At 69.0% G+C, this 26,742-nt stretch carries 24 protein-coding genes and 1 pseudogene; 10 read left to right on the top strand and 15 right to left on the bottom strand.

The features are described 5' to 3' along the window. Nucleotides 1-720 precede the first annotated feature (720 nt). Nucleotides 721-990, top strand: a complete 270-nt coding sequence (locus tag ACO0E1_RS10720) for a helix-turn-helix domain-containing protein (RefSeq protein ID WP_422874174.1) — start codon at nt 721-723, stop codon at nt 988-990. A 364-nt stretch (nt 991-1,354) separates the two neighbouring features. Here the strand turns inward: ACO0E1_RS10720 and ACO0E1_RS10715 are convergent, their stop codons facing one another. Beyond that, a complete protein-coding gene (locus ACO0E1_RS10715; RefSeq protein ID WP_422874173.1) occupies nt 1,355-1,987 on the bottom strand; it encodes a M15 family metallopeptidase in 633 nt (210 codons plus the stop codon). A gap of 967 nt (nt 1,988-2,954) precedes the next feature. Between ACO0E1_RS10715 and ACO0E1_RS10710 the strand changes: the two genes are divergently transcribed. After that, nucleotides 2,955-3,395 carry a helix-turn-helix domain-containing protein gene (locus ACO0E1_RS10710; RefSeq protein WP_422874172.1) on the top strand — a complete coding sequence of 147 codons (441 nt, stop codon included), beginning with the start codon at nt 2,955-2,957 and terminating at the stop codon, nt 3,393-3,395. Between the two features lie 592 nt (nt 3,396-3,987). Then, on the top strand, nt 3,988-4,125 hold the full coding sequence (locus ACO0E1_RS10705) for a hypothetical protein (protein ID WP_422874171.1): 138 nt from the start codon (nt 3,988-3,990) through the stop codon (nt 4,123-4,125). A 271-nt stretch (nt 4,126-4,396) separates the two neighbouring features. Here ACO0E1_RS10705 and ACO0E1_RS10700 read toward each other — a convergent pair whose 3' ends face one another. From ACO0E1_RS10700 to ACO0E1_RS10685, 4 genes are all read right to left on the bottom strand, one after another. Next, nucleotides 4,397-4,873, bottom strand: coding sequence for a hypothetical protein (locus ACO0E1_RS10700; protein WP_422874170.1), 477 nt, complete (start codon nt 4,871-4,873; stop codon nt 4,397-4,399). After that, on the bottom strand, nt 4,870-5,103 hold the full coding sequence (locus tag ACO0E1_RS10695) for a hypothetical protein (protein WP_422874169.1): 234 nt from the start codon (nt 5,101-5,103) through the stop codon (nt 4,870-4,872). Before ACO0E1_RS10695 ends, ACO0E1_RS10700 begins: the two co-directional genes overlap by 4 nt. Nucleotides 5,104-5,312: 209 nt before the next feature. Then, nucleotides 5,313-7,001: a glycoside hydrolase family 13 protein gene (locus tag ACO0E1_RS10690; protein ID WP_422874168.1), complete on the bottom strand. Its 1,689-nt coding sequence runs from the start codon at nt 6,999-7,001 to the stop codon at nt 5,313-5,315. A 51-nt stretch (nt 7,002-7,052) separates the two neighbouring features. Then, nucleotides 7,053-8,744, bottom strand: a complete 1,692-nt coding sequence (locus ACO0E1_RS10685) for an HAD family acid phosphatase (protein ID WP_422874167.1) — start codon at nt 8,742-8,744, stop codon at nt 7,053-7,055. Nucleotides 8,745-8,874: 130 nt separating this feature from the next. Here ACO0E1_RS10685 and ACO0E1_RS10680 point away from each other — a divergent pair, with 130 nt between their 5' ends. From ACO0E1_RS10680 to ACO0E1_RS10670, 3 genes are read left to right on the top strand one after another with little or no spacing between them, the layout of a single operon-like run. Further along, complete coding sequence (locus tag ACO0E1_RS10680) at nt 8,875-9,939, top strand: Gfo/Idh/MocA family protein (RefSeq protein WP_422874166.1); 1,065 nt, start codon at nt 8,875-8,877, stop codon at nt 9,937-9,939. Between the two features lie 11 nt (nt 9,940-9,950). Then, entirely contained in the window at nt 9,951-11,429 is a 1,479-nt protein-coding gene (gene dacB, locus ACO0E1_RS10675; protein WP_422874165.1) for a D-alanyl-D-alanine carboxypeptidase/D-alanyl-D-alanine endopeptidase, read from the top strand. Nucleotides 11,430-11,452: 23 nt separating this feature from the next. Next, nucleotides 11,453-12,073 carry an isochorismatase family protein gene (locus tag ACO0E1_RS10670; protein WP_422874164.1) on the top strand — a complete coding sequence of 207 codons (621 nt, stop codon included), beginning with the start codon at nt 11,453-11,455 and terminating at the stop codon, nt 12,071-12,073. A 10-nt stretch (nt 12,074-12,083) separates the two neighbouring features. Here the strand turns inward: ACO0E1_RS10670 and ACO0E1_RS10665 are convergent, their stop codons facing one another. The 10 genes and pseudogenes from ACO0E1_RS10665 to ACO0E1_RS10620 form a co-directional block, all read right to left on the bottom strand. Continuing rightward, nucleotides 12,084-13,931 (bottom strand): ABC transporter ATP-binding protein, encoded by a 1,848-nt coding sequence (locus ACO0E1_RS10665; RefSeq protein WP_422874163.1) that lies wholly within the window; start codon nt 13,929-13,931, stop codon nt 12,084-12,086. A gap of 6 nt (nt 13,932-13,937) precedes the next feature. After that, entirely contained in the window at nt 13,938-14,153 is a 216-nt protein-coding gene (locus ACO0E1_RS10660) for a hypothetical protein (RefSeq protein ID WP_422874162.1), read from the bottom strand. 234 nt (nt 14,154-14,387) lie between these two features. Further along, the gene (locus ACO0E1_RS10655) at nt 14,388-15,827 is read right to left on the bottom strand and encodes an MFS transporter (protein ID WP_422874161.1); all 1,440 of its coding nucleotides are present in this window, start codon (nt 15,825-15,827) and stop codon (nt 14,388-14,390) included. 199 nt (nt 15,828-16,026) lie between these two features. Next, nucleotides 16,027-16,650: pseudogene (gene ribA, locus ACO0E1_RS10650) on the bottom strand (GTP cyclohydrolase II); the annotation flags it as partial. 29 nt (nt 16,651-16,679) lie between these two features. Further along, entirely contained in the window at nt 16,680-17,738 is a 1,059-nt protein-coding gene (gene ribD / locus ACO0E1_RS10645) for a bifunctional diaminohydroxyphosphoribosylaminopyrimidine deaminase/5-amino-6-(5-phosphoribosylamino)uracil reductase RibD (protein ID WP_422874397.1), read from the bottom strand. Between the two features lie 75 nt (nt 17,739-17,813). Beyond that, complete coding sequence (locus tag ACO0E1_RS10640) at nt 17,814-18,386, bottom strand: GNAT family N-acetyltransferase (RefSeq protein ID WP_422874160.1); 573 nt, start codon at nt 18,384-18,386, stop codon at nt 17,814-17,816. 2 nt (nt 18,387-18,388) lie between these two features. Continuing rightward, nucleotides 18,389-19,399 (bottom strand): tryptophan--tRNA ligase, encoded by a 1,011-nt coding sequence (gene trpS / locus ACO0E1_RS10635; RefSeq protein WP_422874159.1) that lies wholly within the window; start codon nt 19,397-19,399, stop codon nt 18,389-18,391. Nucleotides 19,400-19,435: 36 nt separating this feature from the next. Then, nucleotides 19,436-20,278 carry an exodeoxyribonuclease III gene (locus ACO0E1_RS10630; protein WP_422874158.1) on the bottom strand — a complete coding sequence of 281 codons (843 nt, stop codon included), beginning with the start codon at nt 20,276-20,278 and terminating at the stop codon, nt 19,436-19,438. Between the two features lie 114 nt (nt 20,279-20,392). After that, on the bottom strand, nt 20,393-20,665 hold the full coding sequence (locus ACO0E1_RS10625) for an HPr family phosphocarrier protein (RefSeq protein ID WP_422874157.1): 273 nt from the start codon (nt 20,663-20,665) through the stop codon (nt 20,393-20,395). 71 nt (nt 20,666-20,736) lie between these two features. Continuing rightward, nucleotides 20,737-21,507, bottom strand: coding sequence for a DeoR/GlpR family DNA-binding transcription regulator (locus ACO0E1_RS10620; protein ID WP_281265051.1), 771 nt, complete (start codon nt 21,505-21,507; stop codon nt 20,737-20,739). 279 nt (nt 21,508-21,786) lie between these two features. Between ACO0E1_RS10620 and ptsP the strand changes: the two genes are divergently transcribed. The 4 genes from ptsP to ACO0E1_RS10600 all read left to right on the top strand — a co-directional run bounded on the left by ptsP (nt 21,787) and on the right by ACO0E1_RS10600 (nt 26,711). After that, a complete protein-coding gene (gene ptsP, locus ACO0E1_RS10615; RefSeq protein WP_422874156.1) occupies nt 21,787-23,442 on the top strand; it encodes a phosphoenolpyruvate--protein phosphotransferase in 1,656 nt (551 codons plus the stop codon). 62 nt (nt 23,443-23,504) lie between these two features. Continuing rightward, the gene (locus tag ACO0E1_RS10610) at nt 23,505-25,043 is read left to right on the top strand and encodes a PTS mannitol transporter subunit IIBC (RefSeq protein ID WP_281265049.1); all 1,539 of its coding nucleotides are present in this window, start codon (nt 23,505-23,507) and stop codon (nt 25,041-25,043) included. A 73-nt stretch (nt 25,044-25,116) separates the two neighbouring features. After that, complete coding sequence (locus ACO0E1_RS10605; protein WP_281265048.1) at nt 25,117-25,554, top strand: PTS mannitol transporter subunit IIA; 438 nt, start codon at nt 25,117-25,119, stop codon at nt 25,552-25,554. Continuing rightward, entirely contained in the window at nt 25,551-26,711 is a 1,161-nt protein-coding gene (locus ACO0E1_RS10600) for a mannitol-1-phosphate 5-dehydrogenase (protein ID WP_422874155.1), read from the top strand. The genes ACO0E1_RS10605 and ACO0E1_RS10600 overlap by 4 nt, the downstream gene beginning before the upstream one ends. Nucleotides 26,712-26,742: the final 31 nt, after the last annotated feature.

The following is a 26,742-nucleotide window of genomic DNA, read 5'->3' as shown; positions in this document are numbered from 1 at the left end:
GCAAGAGGCTCGTGCTCTTGTCTGGGAGGACTGGCGCAGTCGACCTGTAGCGTCACTGCCTGCTACGCCGCGGTCCCTAGCCGCGGTGGCCCGGTTCCCTGTTCTCGGGCTGGCCTCGTCACGACCACCACGTGCGTCGAACCCGACGGCGTCGTAGCGCGAGGGCGTCTGCTTCCGGACCCGAACCAGTCAGCAGACGCCCTCGCATCTTCTGTACTACCCACGACCGACATAGCCAGTCAGCGCACGTCGCGGCCGGCAATGGGGGCGTTCTACCCCCAGTCATCGGGTAGAACCGGTCCGCACTCCGTTGGTTGCGGTTACACATGAGCGTGTGGTGCTGGTAGTCGCACCCGACCGGCAGCGACCGCTGCGGTCGCGCCGGGACGTCCAGCACCACACCCCACCGTCGTGAGCCGCACTGAGCTCGGGGACGGCGGTGCGGGTCCAGGGACGGCGCGAGCGGTGACGCATTCGGGTTGCGAAGCCGCTCGCCTGTCAGGCACCCGGTTTTGAGATGTCGCGGTCGTGTCCAGCCGGGGACATGATCTGCCCAGTTCTGTCCACCTCGTGGCGGAGCCTCTGGAATGGGCCTGGTGCGCTGCGGCTGTGCCGCTAGGAGGGTCTCAGAGTCATAGCGGTGATTGGTCGACGACTTACGCTGCTCGCGGGCGCGTGAGTTGCAGCATCTGGACTGCGCGGCAAGAGTGATGCTTATGGATGTGCTCGTCAAAAGAAATCGCTGCCGCCGCGGGGCTGCGCTCGAGAGGGCTGCAGGGTGCTTTCCAGCGTGTCCACGGAATGACTCCGCTCGCGTATCTGCGGGGGATACGGCTGCTGCTCGCCCGCGAACGGCTCCGATCCGGCTACTCGGAATCTGTCGCCGCAGTCGCCCGTTCCGTCGGGATCGGGCACCTTGGTCGTTTCGCCGGGGCATATAAGGCCGAGTTCGGCGAGCTCCCCAGCGAGACGCTACGAAGCAGATCCTGACGATGGTGTTGGTCGGGGTCGCCGCTGTCGCCTCGGCCGGAAATCCTGTTCACGGGAGGGGCGGCGACCCCCGGACATGCAGGGCACACCCGGGCGGGCGTCGAGTGATCGGAACCCTTTACCCGCTACGGTCACTCTATGGCGCAGCTGGAGCCTAACGCGATCGCCGGGCTACGAGGCTCGAAAGCGGCCCCGCCGGCATCGACCTCTGCGCAGCGTCCGCGCATCACACGAGCCCTCGGCGGTCTCAACCGCCGCTATAAGACCGCTCGGTGGGCCCGACGCTCACCCCCGAAGAGAAGAACCTCCACCACGCCGACAAGGCGGTGGTGGAGGTCCTTCCGAGATACAAGCCTCAGGGCGCTCAGCGCGCGTAGTCCGCGCCGGTCGTGATTGCAGCTCGAGGGATCGACAGCGCGTTGATGACGTCGTAGAACGTTGCTCGGTCGACGCTGTAGTAAGGGATGCCAACGGACTTGCAGTTGTCAACCTGATCGCCCGTACTGAGGTGACGGAGCGTCCGGATACCGACGAGAGCGGTGTAGCCTGCCGAGGCTTCGTTCAGGACTTGGGAAGAGCGGAGGATGATCATTTTGTTCCTAACGTTGGTCGTGCTCGGCGAACTGGGGGCGGCTGCTCCGGCCCCGTCGTACTCGAAGTGCCACGGTTCGTACATCTTGAAAGAGTCGCCTCGTGGCGACCAGCCGTAGTCAGGCGCGTTTGCATTCATCCACACCTTTTCGGTGCTACCCCCGACGTTGACGCCTGCGCCGAAGTCGCAGGCCCGCCCCCAGCCATGAATGGATGTGCCTGGCGCGGCGGCCTCGTTCGTGGTGCCACCGTTCGCTAGGTAGACCTGGCGGTCGTAGTCCCGATACGCCTCAGTGATCGCTAGCGCCTTACCGAAACGCGACTTGAACGCGGCGTTCAGTTGGAAGTACGCATCGGCTGCATTGGGCTCGAGGTACGGTCCGATCTGCGCCGGAACCGACTTCATTGCTGACAGCGGGATCCGTCCATTGGAATACGACCCCCAGCTTGCTTCAGCAGCCGCTGGGCGGGCCGCTATCAGTGCCGGCCCCAACGCACCGATAGACCCCGTTGCCGCCAACGCGATGAGCAACGCTCTTCGCGATAGGCCCGACGATTGTTCTTGTTCGTCCAAGATGCCCCTCTTCTGTGCGATTGCACGATCTGCGCTTCGCTTCCCCTGCTATGAAACGCTCGAGAGCAGGCTATTAGCGCTCTCAGGGTTTGATAGCCCCCCGTTCTAGGGATTGAGACTCGCGAGGTCATCCACTATTTAGCGCGCGGATTGCATTGGGCGCATTCGTCTGTCATATTTCAGATGTCGATCAACGATTGAAGAATCCCGATGCCGCACGACGGAACTCGGCGGTTCGCCGGTCAAGGCGAACGTCCCACCCGTGCCGTAACGCGATGCTCTTCATGAACAAGGCACCATGGTCGGGGGTCGCTGCGCTCGCGATAGTGCTCTGCTTGGCGAGATGCGCCGGGTCACCGGTAGAACCTGACCCCACCTCTGGCGGTGCGTTCAACTCGCTCGTCCGGAGTGAATTCCAGGTCTTCGATAGAGCGACGGATACGCAGCTCACCCGACTCGGCGAGACCGGCTGCGCAGCCATGACCGCTACCGACCTCGGCTGACAGCGCAGCGTCCCTCGCTCGAGAAGAACCTCGAACTCTCCGCGGAAAAGGCCATCGCGCTGATGAGCTTCCAGGCGAGCGCGTACTATCCTGGATGCTTCCGCAGCTCGGAGACGAGTAGATGGGACTCTGCTGGCACGTCCCGCTCCCCGGTCTGTTCTCCCTCGGCGACCGCGGCGACGGCTCCGGCACGGTCTGGACGCCGGACTTGTAGCTACCCGAGCAGGCTCAACGCGACCTTTCGCCCGCCGCGATCGCTCTATGTTGCAGTCGGCACCTCGCGCTACCGTCCGCCCATGACGGTCGACAGGGAGCTCGCCGACGTCGGGATCAACCTCGGTTCCCAGCGACCGCGCGTCGCACGTGCTCTGGTGTACATCGCCGAGCACTACCGCGAACCGATCACCGTTGACGACGTAGCAGCCGCGGCGGGTTGCAGTCAGCGTGTTCTACAGGTCAGGTTCCGGACCGACTTGAGTATGCGGCCCTTCGAGGCGATCCAGCGACTCCGGCTGCAGTGGGCGCGGCAGTTCCTCCTGCAGCAGACCGCCGGTATCGTGCACATCAAGGAGGTCGCCGCTGCGTCCGGGATGCCGCACGCTGGCCGATTCTCAGTCCGGTACCGCGAGCGGTACGGGGAGACACCGACTGAGACACTTCGATGGCGGCTGGATGCGCAGTGGGCGGCACGGGCGAAGAAGAGTTCCCGGATACCCTTTCCCTGGAACTCCGCGTGACCTAATCTCACTGCAAGCCCGGTTAGAGCATGCTCCTGGGTCAGTGCCGCTTTAGGGTGCGGTACAGCGTGGTGGTGCCGGCGATCAGGCGGCACCACCACGGGCAACACGCAGGACCCGTTCGCTGGTTACGTGCATTCGTGGCATGCTCGGTATCAGTCGGCTGGTTACCGACGAGAGCGCCGCCTTTCCCTGATCCAGGGTGCGCGCGTTCGGAGGGCGGGTGCGTGTCATCCCGGAAGTTGACGCGTTCCTGCCCTCTTCACAAGCCTCCATCGGTGCCGCATACTGCTACCGCGTGGTCCAACCTGAGGCCGCGAAGCAACGGCGAATCATCCCTGATGAGCTGTTCGGGCGTGGGTTGAAGGGTTCCATCCTCTCGACTCACGCCCACCCTTCAATAACGATGTGCCCTCGCAATTTGTCAATAACCACGTTCTGGCCATCAACCCTCGGACTTCGGTCTCCCTCTGAGTGCGGACGGACTCCCGGATGGGTAGTCGGCGAGCGTCTCACGTCACCCCATCGGGGTGTTTGTCGCGCCCACCCACACCCGCCACACCCGTAGATTGACTCCCAAGGGGGAGACACCGTGATCAAGACCAACCAACCCACACCGACGCGCACCGAGCGCCTCGAAGCCCACCTGTATCTCATCGGCGGAGCCCTCGCTGCCTCCTGGTTCATCGGCGGCATGATCTACCTCTACGGAGTCGGACGCTTCTGGTGAGCAGGTTCGACGGCGTTCCAATGTGGGCCGTACGATTCGTCACCGGCACCTGCCTCGCTAACCTCGCGTCCTGGTTCGCGCTCTTCGCACACTAGTACCCACCCGGCGGCACCGCATGGTGGATCGCACTGATCGTCTTCTTCGCCAGCTCACTCGTCGTCGTCTGCACAATCGGCCTAGCCATCACCCACACGATCGTCACCCGCGCACGACGCTGAACCAAGAACGAAAGCCCCCCACCAGGCTCCCGAGGGAACCGGTGGGGGTCTGTTCACGTTGAGGCTCGGCGCGGACGTCTTGGCTGGGTGGCCTCGAGTGCTAAGGGGATGATGTCGGCCAGAATCTCCGCGTCACGTCCTTCCGGGTAGGGCATGTCGTGATCGATGCCCCATGCAGACATGATGCGTCCCAGCCAGCGTGCAAGCGCACCCTGACGCTGCCGGTCCTCACGCTTGAAGGTGTCGAACGCCGCCTGGACCTCGTCCGCCCGCTTCTCAGCGGCGGCCGCGCGGGACTCTGCGGCCTCGACCCGGGTGATCAGTTGCTCATTGGAGCGGAGCACACGGTCGGCCCAGCCGTCCGGGTCGGCCGCGATCTGGGCCTTCCCCTCCGCGATGCGTTCCTCCTCGTCAGGCACGGAGGTGCCGCGCGCTGACCGGACCTTGGCCTGGATGCCGAGATAGGTCATGAACGCAGCGAACATGATGCCGATGGTGCTGACGATCGATACTGCGACCTGGTCGCTCATGCATGCCGCCCCTTCGTTCTTCGGGGTGGGCGCAGGCGCTCCTCTCGGACCATCTCCCCGATGATGTCGAAGATGCGCCACAGTGATGCGTACATGCGGATCCCGACGAGGGTGAGAGTGAGCGCGCTGGTCACGTTCCCCCTGAAGATGTAGAACACGGTCAGCACGGCGTACACCGCGAGACCAAGTTCAACCATCACGCGCCCCACAAGCTCGAGCCGGTCGTTCATGGCTGCGAGACTAAGGACGGCGGTGGCGCCGCCATCGCCGCGGCGCGCACACGCGACGTGTGAGCGGACCGATGACGCGTCGCTGACGCGACCCACGACGGACTGGAGGCGGGCCCCGCCAGCCGGTTCCGCTGCGTCGCGAAGCGGCGAAGCGGCCGTGACTGGAGGGACGTTGCCGGACCGGCACCGAGCCTCCAGTCCGTCCGTGGTCACCCGAACTCGTGGACCCGCGCCTCCCACGGGCGCAGCGCGCCCGCCTCCGGCACACCGAGGTTGCCGAGGACCAGGTCGCCGAGGCGGGACCCGACGGCCTTCGGGAGTTCCAGGGCAGAGGACGACAGGTTCGCGACCACCACGAGCGGCGGCTCGGACTCGTCCGGCAGGGACCGCGTGAACGCCCACAGCGACGGGTGGTCGGCCTCGAGCAGCTCGAACGCCCCGAGACGGACCGTCCGTGACGTGTGCCGGAGGTCGATCAGACGGCGCGTGTGCGCGAACACCGAGCGGTCGCCTGCCGCACGGTCGGCGGCGACCGTCACCGCCGGCCACCCCTGCCCCATGCCGATCCACGGCGTGGTGGAGGAGAACCCGCCGGCTGGTTCGCTGTCGTCCCAGGGGATCGGCGTCCTGGCGTTGTCCCGGCTGCGGAACGCCAACGCGTCGAGCGCCTCGGCCACGGGCATGCCGCGCCCGACCGCCCCGCGGTACCAGTTGAGCGACTCGATGTCGCGGTACTCGTCGATCGTCCGGAACCCGGCGTTCACCATGCCGATCTCGTCGCCCTGGTAGACGTACGGCGTCCCGCGGTGCAGGTGCAGCACGGTCGCGAGGAGCGTCGCCGACTCGTAACGGAAGGCGAACGGGTCGGCGTCGAAGCCGGCCGCGGCGGCCACGGCTGCGGCGCCGAACCGCGACACCGGCCGCGGCTGGTCGTGGTTGGCGAGGTAGAGCGAGTTCCAACCGGTCTCGGCGAGCGCGGTCTGCCACCGGGCGAGCGACGCTTTGAGCACCGGCAGGTCGAACGGGCGGTTGTCGAACTTCGTCGTGGGTCCGTGGTCGAGTCCGACGTGCTCGAACTGGAAGACCATGTCGAGTTCGTGGCGGTCCGGATCGGTGAAGAGCGCGGCGTCCTGGACGGTGACCCCGGGCATCTCGCCGACGGTGAGCATGGCATCGCGTCCGGCGAACACCCGCTCGTGCATCTCCTGCAGGTACTCGTGGATGCGTGGCTGCATCACGTACGCGGCGCTGCCGTCCGACAGCGCAGTCGGGTCCTTCGCGATGTGGTTGATCACGTCCATGCGGAACCCGTCGACCCCGCGGTCCAGCCAGCCGTTCATCATCGCGTGGACGGCCGCCCGCATGTCCGCGTTGTCCCAGTTCAGGTCGGGCTGCTGCGGCGTGAACATGTGCAGGTAGTACTGACCGGTGCCCGGGTCCCACGTCCAGGCCGGGCCGCCGAACGCCGCCCGCCACTCGTTCGGCTCGTGCCCGTCGACCGGATCGCGCCAGATGTACCAGTCGTGCTTCGGGCACGCTCGCGACAGCTTCGCGGCCTGGAACCACGGGTGCTGGTCGCTCGAGTGGTTGACCACGAGGTCCATGACGAGCTTCATGCCGCGTCGGTGCACCTCGACGAGCAGCGCGTCGAACTCGTCGATCGTGCCGAACAGCGGGTCGATGTCCTCGTAGTCGCTGATGTCGTACCCGTTGTCGGCCTGTGGCGACCGGTACACGGGGGAGAGCCAGACGACGTCCACCCCGAGGTCCGCGATGTGGTCGAGGTGCTGGCGGATCCCGGCCAGGTCGCCGACGCCGTCGCCGTTGCCGTCCGCGAAGCTCCGCGGGTAGACCTGGTAGACCACCGCGTCCGTCCACCACGGCTCGGGTCTCGTCACGGTGAACGCCTCCTCGCGCTGGTTGTCCTCCGTTCGGACGCTACGCGGGGTTCAGGGCAGGTAGTACGTCGGATTCGGCAACTTCACGGTTCGATCCGCGGAGCCGCCCGTGAGGTCGCTGTACTGGTCGCCCACGTTCGCGACGATGGCGTACCGCCCGCCGGCCGCCGACTCGATGTGCGCGCGGGTCTGGGACTTGTACTCGATCGTCGTGCACTTCGCGGTCGCGCACTGGACGTACGACGGCTGCTGCGAGGTGCCGACCCCGGTCCACTTCGTGTAGTAGGTCTGCGTGCCGCGCTGCTCGGCGCGGAACTGCGGGAAGCCGACCTTGTTCAGGTTGGCGATGGTCGCCGTCTTCTGGTCGTCGTTGCGACCGGTCAGCCCGATCACCGTGCACCCGGCGCGCTGGGCGATCGACACGAGCGACGTCATCGACGGGGTGGCGGGGAAGCGTTGGTCCTGGACCCAGACGTCCTGTTCGGTGGGGTCGAAGACGAAGTGCATGTCCGCGACCTCCATGTCGTAGGTCCAGAGCGTGGTGTCGTCGGCGTCGAGCACGATCGCCGGGTTGCTGTGCTTCGCCCGGCCGACGGCGCACTGCGCGGCGATCACCGGGGCCTGCCGCGCGACGATCGACCGCATCTCGCGGATGTACGGCGAGTCGGTCCGGTTCGCGAGCCCGGTGCCGGGGTCGCCGTAGTACGTCGCGATCGTCTTCTTCACGGAGTCGATGTTCGGGATGCCCTCACCGCCCTGCGTGGCTCCTGACGATCCGTCCGCGGCCATCGTGAAGTGGGTGCGCGGCGCGAGCGACGGCTCGGACACCCCGGGGAGATCGGCCGAGGGCAGGTAGTACGTCGGGTTCGGCAGCTTCAGGTTGCGGTCGGCGTACCCGCCCTGCAGGTCGCTCCACTGGTCGCCGATGTTCAGCGCGATGTCGTACCCGAGGTCCTGCTCGATGTGCTTGCGGGTCTGCGCCTTGTACTCGACCGTGGTGCAGGATGCCGTCGCGCACGTGATGTACGACGGCTGCTGGCTGGCGCCGACGCCGGTCCACTTCGTGAAGAAGTCGTCCGAGGAGAATCCCTGGTAGCCGACCTTCGTCAGGTTGGCCACCGTGGCTGCCTTCTGGTCGTCGTTCCGGCCGGTCAGCCCGAAGACCGTGAACCCCATCGCCGACGCGGTGTTCACGAGGCCGACCATCGACGGGACGGCGGCGAAGCGTTGGTCCTGGACCCAGACGTCCTGTTCGGTGGGATCGAAGACGAAGTGCATGTCCGCGACCTCCATGTCGTAGGTCCACAGCGTGGTGTCGTCCGCGTCGAGCACGATCGCGGGCTTCTCGCCCTTCCGGACCGCCCGGTCGTGGATCTGCCGCAGCTGCGCGGTCTGCCGCGCGACGATCGACCGCATCTCGCGGATGTACGGCGAGTCGGTCCGGTTCGCGAGCCCGGTGCCGGGGTCGCCGTAGTACGTCGCGATCGTCTTCTTCACGGAGTCGATGTTCGGGATGCCCTCACCACCCTGCGTCGCACCGGACGACCCGTCCGCCGCCATCGTGAACGAGGTCCGTGGCGTCAACCCGGCGTCCGGATCGTGTCCGTGTCCGTTCCCGTGCCCCGGGGATCCCCAGCCGTGCGCCGATGCGGGTGCGCCGCCGAGGACGGTCGCCGCGACGACGATGGCCGCACCGACGGCGGTGGCGGAGAGGAACCGGGAAGGAGACACGGGTCGACGCATGGCGTTCCTGATCTACGGGGGAGTGGCCCCCGGTCGGGGGACGTTCCAGCACGCTAGCTGGCAATCGGCAGTGCGGTCCATACCCGAGTGCTGGATGTGGACAACTCGTCGACGCTGGTAGACAGGGCACATGACGGTTCGCTGGGGAGTCATCGGCACGGGCGGCATCGCCCGGTCATTCGTGGGCGACTGCACCGCTGCGGGGGTGGAGTTCGTCGCGGTCGGCAGCCGCACTCGGGCGAGCGCCGACGCGTTCGCGGCGGAGTTCGACATCCCGCGGGCCCACGGCAGCTACGCGGACCTGGTGGCCGATCCCGACGTCGACGCGGTGTACGTCGCGACTCCACACTCCCGCCACGCGGAGGACGCCCTGCTCGCGATCGACGCGGGCAAGCACGTCCTCGTCGAGAAGGCGTTCACGATCACCGCCGAGCAGGCGCGTCGCGTGGTCGATGCTGCTCGCCGGGAGGACGTCGCGGTCATGGAGGCCATGTGGACGCGCTTCCTGCCGCAGATGACCATGATCCGAGAGCTCATCGCGGAAGGGCGGATCGGTCGCCCGAGGTTCGTGGAGGCCACGCACCACCAGGCCCTGCCGACGGATCCGAACCACCGGCTGCGCGACCCGGAGCTCGGCGGCGGCGCGATCCTCGACCTCGGCGTCTACCCGATCTCGTTCGTCGTGGACGTCCTCGGCGTCCCGACCGACGTCGTGGCGGCCGGGACGCTCAGCGCCGAGGGGGTCGACACGCAGATGGGGATCGTGACGACCCACGACGGGGGAGCGCAGTCGACGGTGCACTTCTCGCTGGACGTCCGGAGCCCGAACACGGCGTCGATCATCGGCGACGACGGGCGGATCGACATCGACGCCACCTGGTACACGCCGACGACGTGGCGGGTGCGCGACCGCGACGGAGCGGTCGTGGAGGAGTACGACTCGCGTGAGGAACTGACCGGCTACGCGCACGAGGTCCGCGCGTTCGAGGCGATGATCGCCTCCGGCGACCACGAGGGCGGCGCGATGGACCCGGAGCAGACGATCGCGATCATGGCGGTGATGGACGAGGCACGCAGGCAGGTCGGGGTCCGGTACGCGGCGGACGGCGAGTCGGTGGAGGGTGAGTCGGCAGCAGGCGAGTCGGCAGCAGGCGAGTCGGCAGCAGGCCTGGAGGCTCCTCCCGCAGTTCCGTAGGATCGGTCCCGATGTCCGAGCACGAGTCCGTCCCCGACCGCCTCCGCGGCGCGTTCACCGCGATCCGCGGATCGATCGCGCAGAAGCCCCTGCCGTGGGCGATCGGCGGTCTCGCCGCGGTCCTGGTGCTCGGCTCCGGCGGTGCCGTCGCGGTCGCCGCGGCGACCGCCCCGACCGGATCGGCGTCCACGGCGCCGTCGGCCGCGGGGACGACGAGCGGCTCCGCGACGCCGACGGCGAGCACGACGCCGACCCCGACGGTGGCACCCCGCACGGTGCCGTCCGATGCCCCCGGGCCGTCAGCGCTCCGGACCTGCTCGATTGCCGGCCCGGCATCCGCCGCCGGTCTCGGGAACTTCGAGGGCTACGTGATGAACGCCTCCACCGGAGAGATGCTCTTCTCGAAGAACGGCGACACCGCCGCGCAGACCGGCAGCGTCATGAAGACGCTCACGACCGCGACCGCGCTGGCGGTGCTCGGCGGCGACCACACGATCCCGACGACGGTCACCGACGAGGGCAGCGGCACGATCGCGCTCGTCGGACACGGCGACGCGACGCTCTCGGCCGGCGGCGCGACGGTCTACCCGGGCGCGCCGACCCTCGCCCAGCTGGCGCAGCAGGTGAAGTCGAAGCTCGGGGACACCGCGGTCTCGACGATCGTCACCGACGACACCTACTGGAACGACGCCGACGCCTGGGACCCGACGTGGCCCGTCAGTGAGCGGACGATCGGGTACCAGCCGGAGGTCACCGCGCTGATGGTCGACGGCGACCGCGTGAACCCCGGCGCCGCGACCTCGCCCCGCTCCGAGGACCCGGTCGGTCGTGCGGGCGCGGCGTTCCGGACGGCCCTGGCGAACGCCGGCGTCGTCGGTGCGGCGAACGCCCAGATCGTGAAGCGCGCGACCACCAGCCAGAGCACCATCGCGCAAGTGTCGTCGCAGCCGGTGTCGACCCTCATCGGCCAGATGATCCCGAACTCGGACAACACCCTCGCCGAGATGCTCGCGCGGATCTCGTCGAAGGAGTCGGGTTCCGACGGCTCAGCGGCGTCGCTGACCGGCGTCTACCAGAAGGCCCTCGCGTCGTACGGCGTCGACCCCGCCGGCATCGTGATCAAGGACGGCTCCGGGGAGAGCGCGTCGAACGCCGTCTCGCCGAACTTCGTCGCGCACCTCATGGTCCAGGTCGCGGCCGGGGCGAAGGGCCTCGGGACACTCGCCCAGGCGCTGCCGGTGTCGGGGCAGTCCGGCACGTTGTCCAGCCGCTTCACGGGGGCGAACGCCGTCGCACGCGGCAAGGTGCACGCCAAGACCGGGTGGATCGACAGCGCGAACACGCTCGGCGGGTACATCGACGCGGCCGACGGCACGAAGCTGACGTTCGCGTTCTACGCCATCGGGTCGTCCCGCGCGGCCGCGCTGCCCGCCCTCGACGCGGTCACCGCTGCCGCCTACTCGTGCGGGAACAAGCTCACCAACTCCTGATCGACCTGGTGTTGGATGGGCCCATGACCAGGGCTCTCCTCGTGGTGGACGTGCAGAACGACTTCACCGAGGGCGGCGCGCTCGGCGTCGTCGGCGGCGCGGAGGTCGCCGCACGCATCACGGCGTTCCTCGGCCGGCACTCCGACGAGTACGACCTCATCGTCGGGTCCCGCGACTGGCACCACGGCGACGACGACAACGGCGGTCACTTCGCGGTGGGCGGCGAGCCCGACTTCGAGACGACCTGGCCGGTGCACTGCGTCGCCGGGACCCCTGGGGCCGACTACCACCCGGAACTCGACACCGCACCCATCGACGTCCACGTCGTGAAGGGGCAGGGCGCGCCCGCGTACTCCGCGTTCGAGGGCACCACCGAGTCCGGCGAGGACCTCGCCGACCTGCTGTACGACCGGAAGGTGCACGCCATCGACATCGTCGGCATCGCGACCGACCACTGCGTCCGGGCCACCGCGCTCGACGGTGTCCACGCCGGCCTCGACGTCGGCGTCTACACGGACCTCGTCGTCGGAGTGGACCCGACGCGGAGCGAGGCGGCACTCGCCGAGATCGCTGCTGCCGGCGGCCACGTCGAACGCAGCGACATGGACGAGGGACTCGCGAACCCCGGCGGCGCGCAGCTCTGACCCGACCGGGTCAGACCAGGAGCTGGTGCTTCGCCAGGTCGCGGTACAGCGGCGTGGACTCGACCAGCTCCGAGTGCGTCCCGACCCCGACGACCCGTCCGTGCTCGAGCACGACGATGACGTCGGAGTCGACCACGGTGGACAGCCGGTGCGCGATGACGAGCAGCGTGCGGTCCTCGGCGACGGCGTCGATCGCCAGACGCATCTTCTGCTCGTTCACGCCGTCGAGCGACGACGTGGACTCGTCGAGCAACAGGATCGGGGGAGCGGCGAGCAGCGCACGGGCGATCGCCAGACGCTGGCGCTCACCACCCGAGAGCATCACGCCGTCCTCGCCGACCTGCGCGTCGAGCCCACGGGGGTCGCGGTGCAGCACGTCGCCGAGGTTGACGGCCTCGAGGACACGGACGCAGTCGTCCTCGCCGGCGTCCGGCGACCCGAGCAGCAGGTTCGCGCGGATGGTGCCGGCGAGCACGGGGGCGTCCTGTTCGACGTACCCGATCTGTGCGCGGAGCTCGTCGCGGTCGAGCCCGCGGACGTCGATCCCGCCGAGACGGATGACCCCGTCGGTCGGGTCGTAGAAGCGCTCGATCAGCGCCAGGGTCGTCGACTTTCCGGCGCCGGACGGGCCCACGAGGGCGACACGCGAGCCGCGCGGCACACGGAACGACACGTCGTGCAGCACCGCCTGCTCGTCGTCGGCGACGTCGCGGCGGCGATCCGGGCCTCCCGGCCGGCCGCTGGCGCCTTCTGCGCCGTCGGCACCGGACGCGTCCGCGGAGCGGGCGTACCGGAACGACACGTGCTCGAACGTGATGGCGTCGTCGGTCGCGATGGCGGCGGCGGGGTGCACGGCCTCGTCGTCCTGGTCCTCGGTCGGCAGATGCAGGATCTCCTCGATGCGGCCGAGTGCCCCGAGTGCCTGCGCGACGGCGACCGCGGCACCCATCGCCTGGCCGAGCGGCATGATCATCATGAACAGCAGCAGGATGAACGTGATCAGCGTGGCGATCGTGATCGTCCCGGCCGCGACCTGGGCGCCACCGACGCCGAGCACGGCGATGAACGCGACCTGCATCACGATGCTCGCGACGGGCACCACGAAGGCGGACATCTTCGCGATGTCGAGGCCGCGCTTGTACGCCTCGGTCGCGTGGCCGTCGACCTCGTGCACCTCGCGCTCGGTGGCGCCGGCGGCGCGGATGGTCCGGACGGCGCCGATACCGCGTTCGACCGCGGCGGTGAGGTCGCCGACCTTTTCCTGCGCGCGCTTCGACGCGATGCGGATGCGGCGGCTCAGCCCACCGACCACGACGATCGCGACGATGACGATCGCGACGGTGATGCCGAGCAGCAGCGGGTCGATGATCGCCATCGCGATGATCGCCCCGATGAAGGTGAGCATGCCGCCGATCGACTCGATGAGGCCCTGCGTGAGGACCGCTCGGAGCAGGGTCGTGTCGCTGCCGACGCGGGACACGAGGTCGCCGGTCCGCCGGGTGTCGAACTCGGAGATCGGCAGGTTGAGGATGCGGGCGATCAGCTTGCGACGCGTCGAGAGCACGACGCCTTCACCCGCACGCTGCAGCAGGAAGTGCTGGACGCCGTTGAGCACACCGGCGACGATCACGAGGACGACGAGCGCCCACACGAGCATGCTCAGCGTGTTGCCGTGCTGGACCGCGGTGACGACCTGGTTCACGAGCAACGGCTGCGCGAGCGACGCCCCGGCGCCGAGGATGCTCAGCACGATGATCACGACCATCGCGGGCTTGTTCTCGAACAGGTAGGACAGCAGGCGGCTGAACGTGGCGCGGGGTCCGTCGGTCTTCTTCGGGCGCGCGAAGGGGGAGCTCATCGATTCCTAGTTTCTGCCGTACTTCTTGTGCACTGCCTGACGGCTCACGCCGAGGAGCGTCGCGATCTCCTGCCACGAGGCGCCGGCGTTCCTCGCGCGTCGCGCGGCCAGTTCCTCGGTGCGGTCGAGCTCTCGGCGGAGCTCGCGCACGCTGGCGAGGGCGGAGAACGGATCGTCTCCCGCTGCCCCCGCTGCGAGGTTCGTGATCGTCGGCCCGTCCATGCGTGTCAACCTACATTGACGCCGGGCTGGTTGTCAACCTGAGTTGACGGCTGCGGCGCGGTGGGTCGTTTCGCGCGTGGTAGGTCGATTCGCGCGTAGGAGGCCCGATTTTCCTGCCTCCTACGCGCGATTCGGCTTTCCATTGCGCGCGCGATGGGCGGGAACGTGCGCGCAGACGGACGGGAGGCCCGGTGCCAGCTGGCACCGGGCCTCCCGTCTCGGAGATGGGCGCAACTACGGCGCGAGGCTGCCGGACGTGTGCACGTGCCCGTCCGAGGCGGTCGTGTCGGCGTGGACGCGCGGTGCGTCCTCGTCCGCGAAGTCGCCGCCCTTCGTCTCGCGGATGAAGAGCAGTGCGACGAGGGTGACGACGGCGGCGATGGTCAGGTACAGCCCGACCAGGAAGATGTTGCCGTCGGCCTTCCACAGCGCGAGCGCGATCGTCGGCGCGAGCGATGCGCCCAGGATGGACGCGACGTTGTACGCGATCGCCGAACCCGTGTAGCGGACGTTCGTCGGGAACAGCTCGGGGAGCAGTGCGCCCATCGGGCCGAACGTCAGCCCCATTAGCGACAGCCCCACGATGAGGAAGGTGACGACGGTGATCGGGCCGGTCGAGGCGGCGAACCAGAACTGGAACGTCAGACCGAAGAGCGCGATGCCGATGGTGGTCGGGATGAGGGTCTTCCGACGGCCGAACTTGTCGGCGAGGATCCCGGCGATCGGCGTGAAGATGCCGAAGAACACCACGCCGATCATCAGCAGGGTCAGGAACTCGCCGCGCGAGTAGCCGAGGCCGACCTTCGGGACGAGTGCCGAGGCAGTCGACCCGGTGGTGCCGTACGAGAGCGTGAAGGTCGTCATGAAGTAGAAGAGCACGTAGGTGGCAACCATGCCAAGCGTGCCGACGATGAGCGCGCGCCACGAGGTGCGGAACACCCGGCCCAGCGGAACCTTCGCGACGGTGCCCGACTCCTGCACGCCGCGGAACACCGTCGACTCGACCAGCCGGAAGCGGACGTACAGCCCGACGAGCACGAGCACGGCCGAGAGCAGGAACGGCAGACGCCAGCCCCATGCCTGGAAGTCCGGGTTCGGGGTGCCGTCGGCGCCGGCGGGCATCGCGGCGTTGATCGCGATGAACAGGCCGTTGGCGAGCAGGAAGCCGATCGGGGCGCCGAGCTGCGGCATCGAGCCGAACACGCCGCGCTTGCCCTTCGGGGCGTTCTCGGTCGCAAGCAGGGCCGCACCGGACCACTCGCCACCGAGGCCGACACCCTGTGCGAAGCGCATCACGGCGAGGAGGACGGGCGCCCAGATGCCGATCGAGTCGAACGTCGGCAGGCAGCCGATCAGGAACGTGGCGGTCCCCATCACGAGCAGCGATGCGACGAGGGTGGTCTTGCGGCCGATGCGGTCACCGAAGTGGCCGAAGATGATCGAGCCGACGGGACGCGCGAAGAACGCGAGCGCGAAGGTCACGAACGACGACAGCTGCGACGCGGTGGGGTCCTCGTTCGGGAAGAACAGGGTCGGGAAGACGAGGACCGCGGCGGTCGCGTACACGTAGAAGTCGTAGAACTCGATGGACGTGCCGATGAGGCTCGCGACGACGACGCGGGAGCGCGGGTTCGTGGCGGGTGCGGGTGCAGGTGCTGCCGATGTGGCGGACATGGGGCGGTGTGGACTCCGAGCAGAGCGTCGTGCAGGCGACGCAGCGGTACCGGACTGCGGACACCGATCGGTCGGCGCAGGTGGCGCTGGTGTTCGATCGGGTGCGTTCGGTTGGTGGTGTACCGCTTGTGACGGGAGCCATCAGTGTACGACGGATGTCGCCAACCTGCGAATCCGCCGAGGGACTGGTATCCCACCGTCAGTTGTGCGCGCCGACCTGCAGGTGTCCGGGGAGCTCGTGGCCCATGCGGTCGCGCTTGGTGTCCAGGTACCCGGCGTTCTGCGCCGAGACACCGACGACCAGGGGGACCAGCGTGTCGACCGTGATGCCGTGCTCTTCGAGCTGACGACGCTTCTCCGGGTTGTTCGACAGCAGCCGCACCCGGCTGATGCCGAGGTCGGTGAGGATGCCGGCAGCACCGCCGTACTCGCGGGAGTCCGCGGGGAGACCGAGCGCCAGGTTGGCGTCGAGCGTGTCGAGGCCGTCTTCCTGCAGCCGGTAGGCCTTCAGCTTGTTGACGAGTCCGATCCCGCGTCCTTCGTGCCCGCGCAGGTAGACCACGACGCCGCCTTCCGCGGCGATCGTGTCGAGGGCGGAGTCGAGCTGCGGACCGCACTCGCACTTCAGCGAACCGAAGGCCTCTCCGGTGAGGCACTCCGAGTGCACGCGCACGAGCGCGCCGTCGGTCGGCGCGGAGCCGTCGGGAAGCGCGCCGATGATCGCCACGTGCTCGGCACCGGTCACCAGGTCGCGGTACGCGCGCATCTGGAAGGTGCCGTGGGTGGTCGGGACGTTCGTGGACACCTCGAACTGGACCGGACTCCCGGGGGTGGGGGAGGTCAGTGCATCGGTCATGGGGTACTCCGGTCGTTACGGGCCCCGTCGTTCGTGTGGTCGTCGTGGCGGTGTCGCTCAGGGTCGCGACCGGACGGACGTGCACGCACCAGCAGGTCAGGGCCGAGGCTGGTTGTCGATAGTACGTCCAACCGCAGACGTTCGTTCATGCTTCCCACACCGACGTCACCGAGCGCAACACGGGGGCCGCCGAGCAGGATCGGCGCGACGTAGACGAGGTACTCGTCGACGAGTCCGGCGGCGATGAACGCCGACGCGACGGTCGGGCCGCCCTCGACGAAGACCGTGCGGACTCCGCGGTCGCCGAGCGCGCGGAGCGCGGCATCGAGGTCGTGTCCCGGCAGCTGCACGAAGCCGCGGGGGTGGCGTCGGACGGCGGCATCAGCGGGGACGGCTCGGTCACCGAGGACGACTGCGAGGGGTTGATCGGCGAGGAGTTCGCCGGCGTCCCCGCGTGCGGTGAGCGACGCGTCGTCCGCGAGGACGGTGCCCGTCCCGACGACGATCGCGTCGTGCGAGGCGCGCTGCTCGTGCACGTGCTGGCGAGCGGCCGCTCCCGTGATCCACTTGCTCGTGCCGTCGGCTGCTGCGGCCCGGCCGTCCAGGCTGGACGCCCACTTCACGGTCACCCAGGGGCGCCCCCGGCGGATGGATGCGAGCCAGCGCTCGAGGAACGCGGAAGCCTCGTCCGCGAGGACACCCGACACGACGTCGACACCGGCGGCCCGCAGTCGGTCGGCACCGCCGTGCACGTTCGCGCCGGGGTCGTCGATCGCGTACACGACGCGACCCACTCCGGCCTCGATCAGCGCCACGGAGCACGGGCCGGTCCGCCCGGTGTGATTGCACGGCTCGAGCGTGACGACGACCGTCGCACCGCGGAGCTGCTCGGGTCGCAGCTTCGCCATCGCGTCGACCTCGGCGTGCGGGGTCCCGGCGCCCTTGTGCCAGCCCTCCGCGAGCACCTCGCCGGCGGGGGAGAGCACGACGGCGCCGACCCGGGCGTGGTCGCCGAGCACGGGGCCGAGCGCTGCCAGTTCGAGCCCGCGGCGCATCGCCCGGACCTCTGCCGGCGATGCCGACGGGGCCGGTTCGGGAGTCGTCGGTGCGCTTCCGTCCACGGTCCGAGACTACCGGGCGGCCGCGAACGACTCAGCGGGCCAGGCGAGGTCGGAGGCGGGTGTCCCGTCGGCGCGACGGAGTCCCTTCCACGCCGATGCGGGGGAGCCGTCCCGGTTCGGGATGACGGCGTCGCCGGTGCCCGTGTACGAGAAACCGGCGCGCCGTGCGACGCTCGCCGACGCCACGTTGCCCTCGTAACACTCCCAGTACACGTCGGGGGCGCCACGGTCGAACGCCCAGTCCACGACGAGCGAGACCGCTTCGTGCACGAGTCCGTGGCCGCGCGCGGACGGGGCGAGCCAGAACCCGAGGTCGCGGCGCTGGGTGCGGTACGAGATGACGCCGACGAGCCAGGTGGACCCCGGCTGCCGGATCGCCCACGTGTACTCGCGGTCGGACGCCCACCCCGGCCCCACGAGTGCGTCGACGAAGGCGTTCGCGTCCTGCGGCCGGTACGGGGTGGGGATCGTCGTCCAGCGGATGACGTCCGGGTCCTGGCAGGCCTCGGTGATCGCGACGGTGTCCGCCCGGGTGGGGAGGTCGAGCCGGACGCGCTCGGACGCCAGCGTGACGGGGAGCACGGTCAGCGCCGGACGCGCGGGACGAAGCCGATGCGGTCGTAGACGCGCGCCAGGGTCGTCTCGGCGATGGACTCGGCTCGCTCGGCACCGACGGCGAGCAGGCGGTCGAGCTCCGCCGGGTCGTCGAGGAGCTCGAGCGTGCGGGCGCGCACCGGTTCGAGCTCGGCGACCACCGCGTCTGCGACCTCGCCCTTCAGGTCGCCGTAGCCCCGTCCGGCGAACGACGACTCGAGTTCGGCGACCGGCGTGCGCGTGAACGCCGACAGGATCGCGAGCAGGTTCGTGACACCGGGCTTGGTGGCACGGTCGGCCCGGATCTCGCGCTCGGTGTCGGTCACCGCGGACTTGATCTTCTTCGCCGTGCGCTTCGGGTCGTCGAGCAGGCGGATGAGCCCGTTGTCCGACGCGGCCGACTTGCTCATCTTGCTCGTCGGGTCCTGCAGGTCGTAGATGCGGGCCGACTCGGTGCCGATCTGCGCCTTCGGCACCACGAAGGTGTCGCCGAACCGCGAGTTGAAGCGGTTCGCCAGGTCACGGGTCAGCTCGACGTGCTGCCGCTGGTCGTCGCCGACCGGTACCACGGCGGTGTCGTAGAGCAGGATGTCCGCGGCCATCAGGACCGGGTAGGTGAAGAGCCCCACCGACGCTGCCTCTGTCCCCTGGCGCGCCGACTTGTCCTTGAACTGGGTCATGCGGCTCGCCTCGCCGAAGCCCGTGAGGGTGTTCAGCACCCAGGCCAGCTCGGCGTGCGCGGGCACGTGGGACTGCACGAACAGGGTCGACTTCGACGGGTCGATGCCGGACGCGATGTACTGCGCGGCGGTGGCACGGGTGCTCGCGCGGAGCTCGGCCGGGTCCTGCGGGCTCGTGATGGCGTGCATGTCGACGACGCAGTAGATCGCGTCGTGGTCGTCCTGCAGGTCCCTCCACTGCATGAGGGCGCCGATGTAGTTGCCGAGGTGCAGCGAGCCGGCTGACGGCTGGATGCCCGAGAAGATGCGGGTCTTGGTCATGGTGGTGTTCCTGTACTGCTGGAAGAGGGTGGGGAGTCAGAGCTCGTAGTCGACGACCACGGGGGCGTGGTCGGACCATCGCTGGTCGTACGCCGCGGCGCGGTCGACCGTGTAGGAGCTCACCTTCGCGGCGAGGTCGGGCGTGGCCATCTGGTAGTCGATGCGCCACCCGGTGTCGTTGTCGAAGGCCTGGCCGCGCCAGGACCACCACGTGTACGGCCCCTCGACGTCGCCGGCCTGGTCACGACCGACGTCGACCCAGCCGAGCCCGGTGCCCGTCGACCCGTCAGCGCCCTCGACCTGCTCGCCGTCGGTCCCGAAGAAGCGGCTGAAGTACGCGCGCTCCCTGGGCAGGAAGCCGGCACGCTTGACGTTGCCCTTCCAGTTCTTGATGTCGCGCTCGTCGTGTCCGACGTTGAGGTCGCCGACGACGACCGCGAGCGGGTTGTGCTCGCGGAGCTCCGGCAGCCGCTCCGTCATCGCGTCGAGGAACTTCCACTTCTCGTCCTGCTTCTCGGTGCCGACCTCGCCCGAGTGCACGTACGTCGACACGACGGTCACGAGGGTGCCGTCGATCTCGTAGTCGGCTTCGAGCCAGCGGCCGGCGGAGTCGAACTCCGACGGTCCGAGCTCGACGCGGTGGATGTGCGCTCGGTGGCGTGATGCGATCGCGACGCCCGCGCGACCCTTCGCCGAGGCGGGGTCGTGCACGATGTCCCACCCGTCGCCGAGGAGTCCGGTGAGGTCGTCGGTCGATGCGCGGACTTCCTGCAGGGCGAGGACGTCGACGCCCCGCCCGTCGAGCCAGTCGCCCATGCCCTTGCGGAACGCGGCGCGGACGCCGTTCACGTTGACGGATGCGAGGCGCAGGCGTGTCATGCAGAACAGCTTATCGGCGGGGTCCGACAGCCCTGGACGCGACCCGGAAAGACGGGAGGCACGGTGCCAGCTGGCACCGTGCCTCCCGTCAGGACGTGGTCGCGCCGCGCGCGATCAGGCCGCGTCGTGGTCCGTCTTCAGGAACTCGACCAGGCTGTCGGCGGTCGATTCGGCATCGTCACCGGACACGGTGATGGTGACCTCGTCGCCGTTCTCGACGCCGAGCCCGAGGAGCCCGAGGATGCTGCCGGCGTTCGCGGACTTGTCGCCCTTGGCGATCGTGACCTGGTGGCCGGACGCGGTGACGGTCTGGACGAAGAGCGACGCCGGACGGGCGTGCAGACCGGATCCGCTGGCGACGGTGACGGTGCGGGTGGCTTCGGACATCGATGAACTCCTAGTCGATGGGTGGTGCGCTCATGGTAGCGAGCAGGGGGCGGACGGAACCGGGCGGGCGGTCAGGGACGGCCGGGCCAGAAGACCTCGGTACCCGCTGCCTCGACCTCGCGGACGAGGTCCAGGTTGACGGCGGGGTCGGTGATGATCGTGTCGATCGCGGCCAGCGGGGCGACCCGACCGAACTCCTCCCGGCCGAACTTCGTGTGGTCGGCCAGCAGGATGCTCCGGCGCGCCGACTTGATCATGGCGCTCTTCACGGCGGCCTCGGCCATGTTGTGCGTCGTGAGGCCGCGCTCCGGCGTGATGCCGTTGATGCTGATGAAGGCGACGTCGACGCTCACCATGCCGATGAGCTGGTGCGTCCAGGTGCCGACTCCGGCGAGCGAGTCGCTACGGATGTTGCCGCCGAGCAGGTGGAGGTCGATCCCCGGGCGGTTGGCGACGGCCATCGCGACGGGGAGCGAGTGCGTGACGACGGTCAGGCCGCGGTCGGTGGGGAGCATCTCGGCGAGGCAGATCGTCGACGTGCCGGCGTCGATCATGATCGAGCCGTTCTCCGGCAGTTCCTCGAGCGCGGCCTCGGCGATGACCATCTTCTCGGCCTGGTTGATGCCGCCGCGGTCGCCGACACCGGGGTGCAGGGTGATCCGCTCGACGGGGATCGCACCACCGTGCGCCCGGCGGACGAGGCCGCGACGCTCGAGCGACGTCAGGTCGCGCCGGATCGTCTCCGGCGTGACCTCGAGCAGCTCGGCGAGGTCCTTGACGTCGACCCGGCCGTTGGCGCGCGCCTGCTCGACGATGCGCTGGTGGCGCTCTGGTGCGTACATCGGACCTCGGTGTCTCGGAGGGTGTCGGGGGAGCGGTCCGGTGCCGAACGGATCGGAACGGGCACGGACGGGGGTGATCGTCGGGATCGACGCCCGAACTGGGGGCGGCTCAGACCGAAACGGGCATCTGTTTGTGCATTTTTATCCCCGGATGTGTTTGTTTGTCAACGCGGATCGATGTAGTGTGCTGCCAAGCCGCACGGGCGTGGTCCGTTCGTGTCGCTGTGCACCGAACCACCAGCCCCCACCGCAAGCGCGCGTGAGATGAAGGAGTCTCGAATGTCCGAACTGCTCGGAACCGGCGTCGGCCGCGGCGTTGCCCACGGCCCCGTGCTCCGGATGGCGGACCCGCTCGGCGAACCGTCGACCGCGGCGCTCGAGGGCTCGGCGGACGACGCGAAGCAGGCGGTGCACGAAGCGCTCGCCGCGGTGGCGGAGGACCTCACCAAGCGCGGACAGCTCGCCGGCGGCGACGCCCAGGCCGTGCTCGAGGCGCAGGCGCTCATGGCGCAGGACCCCACGCTCCTCGACGACGTGCACTCCCGCATCGACGGCGGCACCAACGCCGAGCGCGCGGTGTTCGAGGCGTTCGGGCAGTTCCGTGACCTGCTCGTCTCGATGGGCGGCTACATGGGGGAGCGCGCGACCGACCTCGACGACGTCGCCCAGCGCATCATCGCCAAGCTCCGCGGCGTGCACGCACCCGGTGTGCCCGAGTCGGACACCCCCTTCGTGCTCGTCGCCCGCGACCTCGCCCCTGCCGACACCGCACTCCTCGACCTCGACAAGGTCCTCGCCCTCGTCACGCGTGACGGTGGCCCCACCTCGCACACCGCGATCCTCGCCCGCGCCAAGGGCATCACCGCGATCGTCGGTGTCACCGGTGCCGACGACCTCACCGACGGCCAGGCGGTCGTCGTCGACGCCGCTGCCGGCACCGTCGTCACCGACCCGTCCGCCGACCTCGTCGCCGACGTCGAGCAGCGCATCGCCGACCGCCTCGCCGCAGCCGCAGCACCCCTCACCGCTGGTGCCCTCGCCGACGGCCACGTCGTGCCGCTCCTCGCCAACCTCGGGAGCCCGGCAGACGCCGTCGGCGCCGTCGCTCTCGGTGCGGAGGGCGTGGGGCTCTTCCGCACCGAGTTCCTCTTCCTCGACTCGCCGAAGGCCCCGACGGTCGACGAGCAGAAGGAGTCGTACAAGCAGCTCCTCGCCGCGTTCCCCGGCAAGAAGGTCGTCGTCCGTGCGCTCGACGCCGGCGCCGACAAGCCGCTGCCGTTCCTCACCGACAAGGACGAGGAGAACCCGGCGCTCGGACGCCGCGGGCTCCGTGCGCTCCGGAACCACCCCGAGGTCCTCCGCGACCAGCTCACCGCGCTCGCCCAGGCCGACGCCGAGACCGAGGCGGACCTCTGGGTGATGGCCCCGATGGTCGCCGACGCCGAGGAGACCGAGTACTTCGTCGACCTGGCCCGGGAGCTCGGCATCCGGACCGCCGGCGTGATGGCCGAGGTGCCCTCGCTCGCGCTGATGGCCGAGCAGGTGTTCCAATCGGCGGACTTCGTGTCGATCGGCACGAACGACCTGACCCAGTACACGATGGCGGCCGACCGCATGCTCGGCACCGTCGCGAGCTACCAGGACCCGTGGCACCCCGCGGTCCTCCGTCTCGTCGCGCAGCTCGGCACCGCCGGCGTCGGCGCGTCGAAGCCCGTCGGCATCTGCGGCGAGGCCGCGGCCGACCCGCTCCTCGCCGTCGTCCTCGTCGGACTCGGCGCCACCACCCTCTCCATGACCCCCGCAGCCCTCGCCGACGTGCGTGCCGAGCTCGGCAAGCACACCCTCGACGAGGCCCGCGAGATGGCCCAGGCGGCACTCGCCGCGTCCACGGCGGCAGCAGCCAAGTCCGCCGCCGCGGCCGCGCACGCCGTCTGAGCCCACCCGCACCACCCCTCCCTGACACAGCAGCAGCACCACCACACAGAAAGTCACCGCACATGACAACGTCGTCCGTTGCAGCGCCCGACGCCCCCGCGAAGTCGCGGGGCGGCGCACGCGTCGCCGTTCAGAAGTTCGGCACGTTCCTCTCCGGCATGGTCATGCCCAACATCGCGATCTTCATCGCGTGGGGCATCATCACCGCCTTCTTCATCGAGACCGGCTGGACCCCCGTGGGCATCCTCGGCGGGTTCGGCGAGACGAACGGCGTGGCCAACATCGGCCTCGTCGGACCGATCCTGACCTACCTCATCCCGCTCGCGATCGCGATCCAGGGTGGCCGGATGGTCTACGAGACCCGCGGCGCCGTCGTGGGATCGATCATGACCATGGGTGTCATCATCGGCGCCAACGGCACCACGATGATCCTCGGCGCGATGATCTGTGGTCCGCTCGGCGCGTACCTCATCAAGCAGATCGACAAGATCTGGGACGGCAAGATCAAGCCGGGCTTCGAGATGCTCGTGAACAACTACGCGGCCGGCATCCTCGGCTTCGTGCTCGCGATGATCGGGTTCTTCTGGCTCGCCCCGCTGTTCAAGCTCATCGCCGAGGGTCTCGGTGCCGCGGTGAACTTCCTCGTCCAGCACTCGCTGCTGCCGCTCGCGAGCGTCATCATCGAGCCGGCGAAGGTGTTCTTCCTCAACAACGCGATCAACCACGGTGTGCTCGACCAGCTCGGCGCGCAGCAGGTGCAGGCGTCCGGCAAGTCCATCCTGTTCCTCCTCGAGGCGAACCCCGGCCCCGGTCTCGGCATCCTCCTCGCCTTCACCTTCTTCGGTGTCGGCATCGCCCGCTCGACCGCTCCCGGCGCGATCATCATCCAGTTCTTCGGTGGCATCCACGAGATCTACTTCCCGTACGTGCTGCAGAAGCCGGTTCTGTTCATCGCCGTCATCCTCGGTGGTGCGACCGGTGTCGCGACCAACGTGGCGTTCCACTCCGGCCTCGTCGCTCCCGCATCGCCCGGGTCGATCTTCGCCGTGCTCGGTGCGACCGCGAAGGACAGCTTCGTCGGCGTCATCCTGTCCGTGCTCTTCTCCGCAGCGGTGTCCTTCGCCGTGGCGTCGTTCTTCCTCATCGCCACCCGCAAGCGCGACCTCGCGTCCGGCGGCGGCGACATGGCAGCAGCCTTCGACAAGATGCAGGCCACCAAGGGCCGTGACGCCAACGCGGCGACCGCCGGCCTCTTCGGCGGCAACGCTCCGGCGAACGCCGACGAGGCAGCTGCCGTCGGCGGCACCACGACCGCAACCCGGGTCGAGAACGTGGTGTTCGCCTGCGACGCCGGCATGGGCTCGAGCGCCATGGGTGCGAGCGTCCTCCGCAACAAGATCAAGAAGGCCGGCATCGAGGGCGTCACCGTCGTCAACAAGGCCATCGCGAACCTGTCCGGCGACGAGGACCTCGTCATCACGCAGGAAGAGCTGACGGACCGCGCCAAGCAGAAGACCCCGAACGCACAGCACGTGTCGGTCGGCAACTTCATGAACGCGCCGCAGTACGACCAGGTCGTCGAACAGCTCAAGAACCAGTAACGCAGTGCAGTATCGGAGGGGGTGGGCCACGGCCTGCCCCCTCCACCACGTCCACGAAGCAAGGAGAACACCCATGCCCGTCCTGCAGGAGAGCCAGATCCGCATCCACGCCGAGGACACCGCTCCGACCAAGTCGGAAGCGATGAAGGAGGCGGCCGAGATCCTCGAGGCTGCAGGCGCGGTCACCGGTGAGTACTACCCGGCGATGCTCGAGCGCGAGAAGAGCGTCTCGACGTACATGGGCAACTTCCTCGCCATCCCGCACGGCACCAACGACGCGAAGGACGCCATCAAGTCGTCCGCGCTGTCGTTCATCCGCTACGCCGCCCCGATCGACTGGGACGGCAACGAGGTCCGCTTCGTCGTCGGCATCGCCGGGGTGAACAACGAGCACCTCGACATCCTGTCCAAGATCGCGATCGTGTTCTCCGACGAGGACCAGGTCCAGGCGCTCACCGACGCCCCCGACGTCGCCGCGATCCTGGCCATCCTCGGCGAGGTCAACGAGTGACCGACCAGCGCACCGCCGTCCACTTCGGCGCGGGGAACATCGGCCGCGGCTTCGTCGGGCTGCTCCTGCACGAGGCCGGCTACGAGGTCGTCTTCGCCGACGTCGCCGCGCCGCTGATCGACGCCCTGGCCGCCGCCGAGTCGTACACCGTGCACGAGGTCGGTGCCGGTGCCCGCGACCACGAGGTCACCGACTTCCGTGCGCTCAACAGCGCCCAGGACGAAGCAGCCGTGGTCGCCGAGATCGCGGCAGCGGACATCGTCACGTGCGCCGTCGGTCCGAACGTCCTGAAGTTCATCGCCCCCGTGATCGCCGCGGCGCTGCAGGCCCGTCCGGCCGACGCCGCGCCGATCGCCGTGATGGCGTGCGAGAACGCCATAAACGCGACGGACCGCCTCCGCGAGTTCATCGTCGACGCGCTGCCGTCGGACACCCGCGACCAGGCACTCGCGAAGGCCGTCTTCGCGAACACCGCCGTCGACCGCATCGTCCCGGCCCAGCCGGAGGGTGCCGGCCTCGACGTCACCGTCGAGACGTACTTCGAGTGGGCCATCGACCGCACGCCGTTCGGGGGAACCGAGCCGGAGATCCCCGGCGTGCACTACGTCGACGGCCTCGCGGCGTCGATCGAGCGGAAGCTCTTCACGGTGAACACCGGGCACGCCACCGTCGCGTACCACGGGTTCCTCGCGGGAGCGGACAAGATCTCCGACGCCATCGCGATCCCCGCGGTCCGGTCCGAGCTCGAGTCGGTGCTCGCCGAGACGAGCGACCTCCTCGTCCGTCGCCACGAGATCGACCCCGAGGTGCACCGCGCCTACGTCGAGGCGATCATCGGTCGGTTCGAGAACCCGCACCTGCCGGACACGGTCACCCGTGTCGGTCGGCAGCCGCTCCGCAAGCTCTCCCGCGACGAGCGCTTCGTCTCGCCGGCAGCGGCTCTCGCGGAGGACGGCACCGAGCCGGTCGCGCTCCTCGACGCGATGGGCGCTGCGCTCCGCTTCGACGTCCCCGACGACGAGCAGAGCGTCGAGCTGCAGGCGCTGCTCGCGTCCGACAAGTCGGATGCCGACGTCGTGACCGAGATCACGGGTCTGGGTGTGGAGCACCCGCTGCACGCGGCGTTCGCGGACCGCGTGCGCGTCGCGCGCTCGTAACGTCGAGCAGTCGCAAGAAACGGCCAGGAGG

Origin of the sequence: Curtobacterium guangdongense (assembly GCF_049341845.1) — a bacterium.
Lineage (GTDB): Bacteria > Actinomycetota > Actinomycetes > Actinomycetales > Microbacteriaceae > Curtobacterium > Curtobacterium guangdongense.
This window is presented reverse-complemented; position numbering and strand designations above follow the sequence as displayed.

Bases quoted from the DNA above. Each gene is read 5' to 3' on its own strand.
- ACO0E1_RS10720 (WP_422874174.1), top strand. From the start codon at position 721: ATGTGCTCGTCAAAAGAAATCGCTGCCGCCGCGGGGCTGCGCTCGAGA.
- ACO0E1_RS10715 (WP_422874173.1), bottom strand. From the start codon at position 1,987: ATGAAGTCGGTTCCGGCGCAGATCGGACCGTACCTCGAGCCCAATGCA.
- ACO0E1_RS10710 (WP_422874172.1), top strand. From the start codon at position 2,955: ATGACGGTCGACAGGGAGCTCGCCGACGTCGGGATCAACCTCGGTTCC.
- ACO0E1_RS10700 (WP_422874170.1), bottom strand. From the start codon at position 4,873: ATGAGCGACCAGGTCGCAGTATCGATCGTCAGCACCATCGGCATCATG.
- ACO0E1_RS10695 (WP_422874169.1), bottom strand. From the start codon at position 5,103: ATGAACGACCGGCTCGAGCTTGTGGGGCGCGTGATGGTTGAACTTGGT.
- ACO0E1_RS10685 (WP_422874167.1), bottom strand. From the start codon at position 8,744: ATGCGTCGACCCGTGTCTCCTTCCCGGTTCCTCTCCGCCACCGCCGTC.
- ACO0E1_RS10680 (WP_422874166.1), top strand. From the start codon at position 8,875: ATGACGGTTCGCTGGGGAGTCATCGGCACGGGCGGCATCGCCCGGTCA.
- dacB (WP_422874165.1), top strand. From the start codon at position 9,951: ATGTCCGAGCACGAGTCCGTCCCCGACCGCCTCCGCGGCGCGTTCACC.
- ACO0E1_RS10670 (WP_422874164.1), top strand. From the start codon at position 11,453: ATGACCAGGGCTCTCCTCGTGGTGGACGTGCAGAACGACTTCACCGAG.
- ACO0E1_RS10665 (WP_422874163.1), bottom strand. From the start codon at position 13,931: ATGAGCTCCCCCTTCGCGCGCCCGAAGAAGACCGACGGACCCCGCGCC.
- ACO0E1_RS10660 (WP_422874162.1), bottom strand. From the start codon at position 14,153: ATGGACGGGCCGACGATCACGAACCTCGCAGCGGGGGCAGCGGGAGAC.
- ACO0E1_RS10655 (WP_422874161.1), bottom strand. From the start codon at position 15,827: ATGTCCGCCACATCGGCAGCACCTGCACCCGCACCCGCCACGAACCCG.
- ribD (WP_422874397.1), bottom strand. From the start codon at position 17,738: ATGCGCCGCGGGCTCGAACTGGCAGCGCTCGGCCCCGTGCTCGGCGAC.
- trpS (WP_422874159.1), bottom strand. From the start codon at position 19,399: ATGACCAAGACCCGCATCTTCTCGGGCATCCAGCCGTCAGCCGGCTCG.
- ACO0E1_RS10630 (WP_422874158.1), bottom strand. From the start codon at position 20,278: ATGACACGCCTGCGCCTCGCATCCGTCAACGTGAACGGCGTCCGCGCC.
- ACO0E1_RS10625 (WP_422874157.1), bottom strand. From the start codon at position 20,665: ATGTCCGAAGCCACCCGCACCGTCACCGTCGCCAGCGGATCCGGTCTG.
- ACO0E1_RS10620 (WP_281265051.1), bottom strand. From the start codon at position 21,507: ATGTACGCACCAGAGCGCCACCAGCGCATCGTCGAGCAGGCGCGCGCC.
- ptsP (WP_422874156.1), top strand. From the start codon at position 21,787: ATGTCCGAACTGCTCGGAACCGGCGTCGGCCGCGGCGTTGCCCACGGC.
- ACO0E1_RS10610 (WP_281265049.1), top strand. From the start codon at position 23,505: ATGACAACGTCGTCCGTTGCAGCGCCCGACGCCCCCGCGAAGTCGCGG.
- ACO0E1_RS10605 (WP_281265048.1), top strand. From the start codon at position 25,117: ATGCCCGTCCTGCAGGAGAGCCAGATCCGCATCCACGCCGAGGACACC.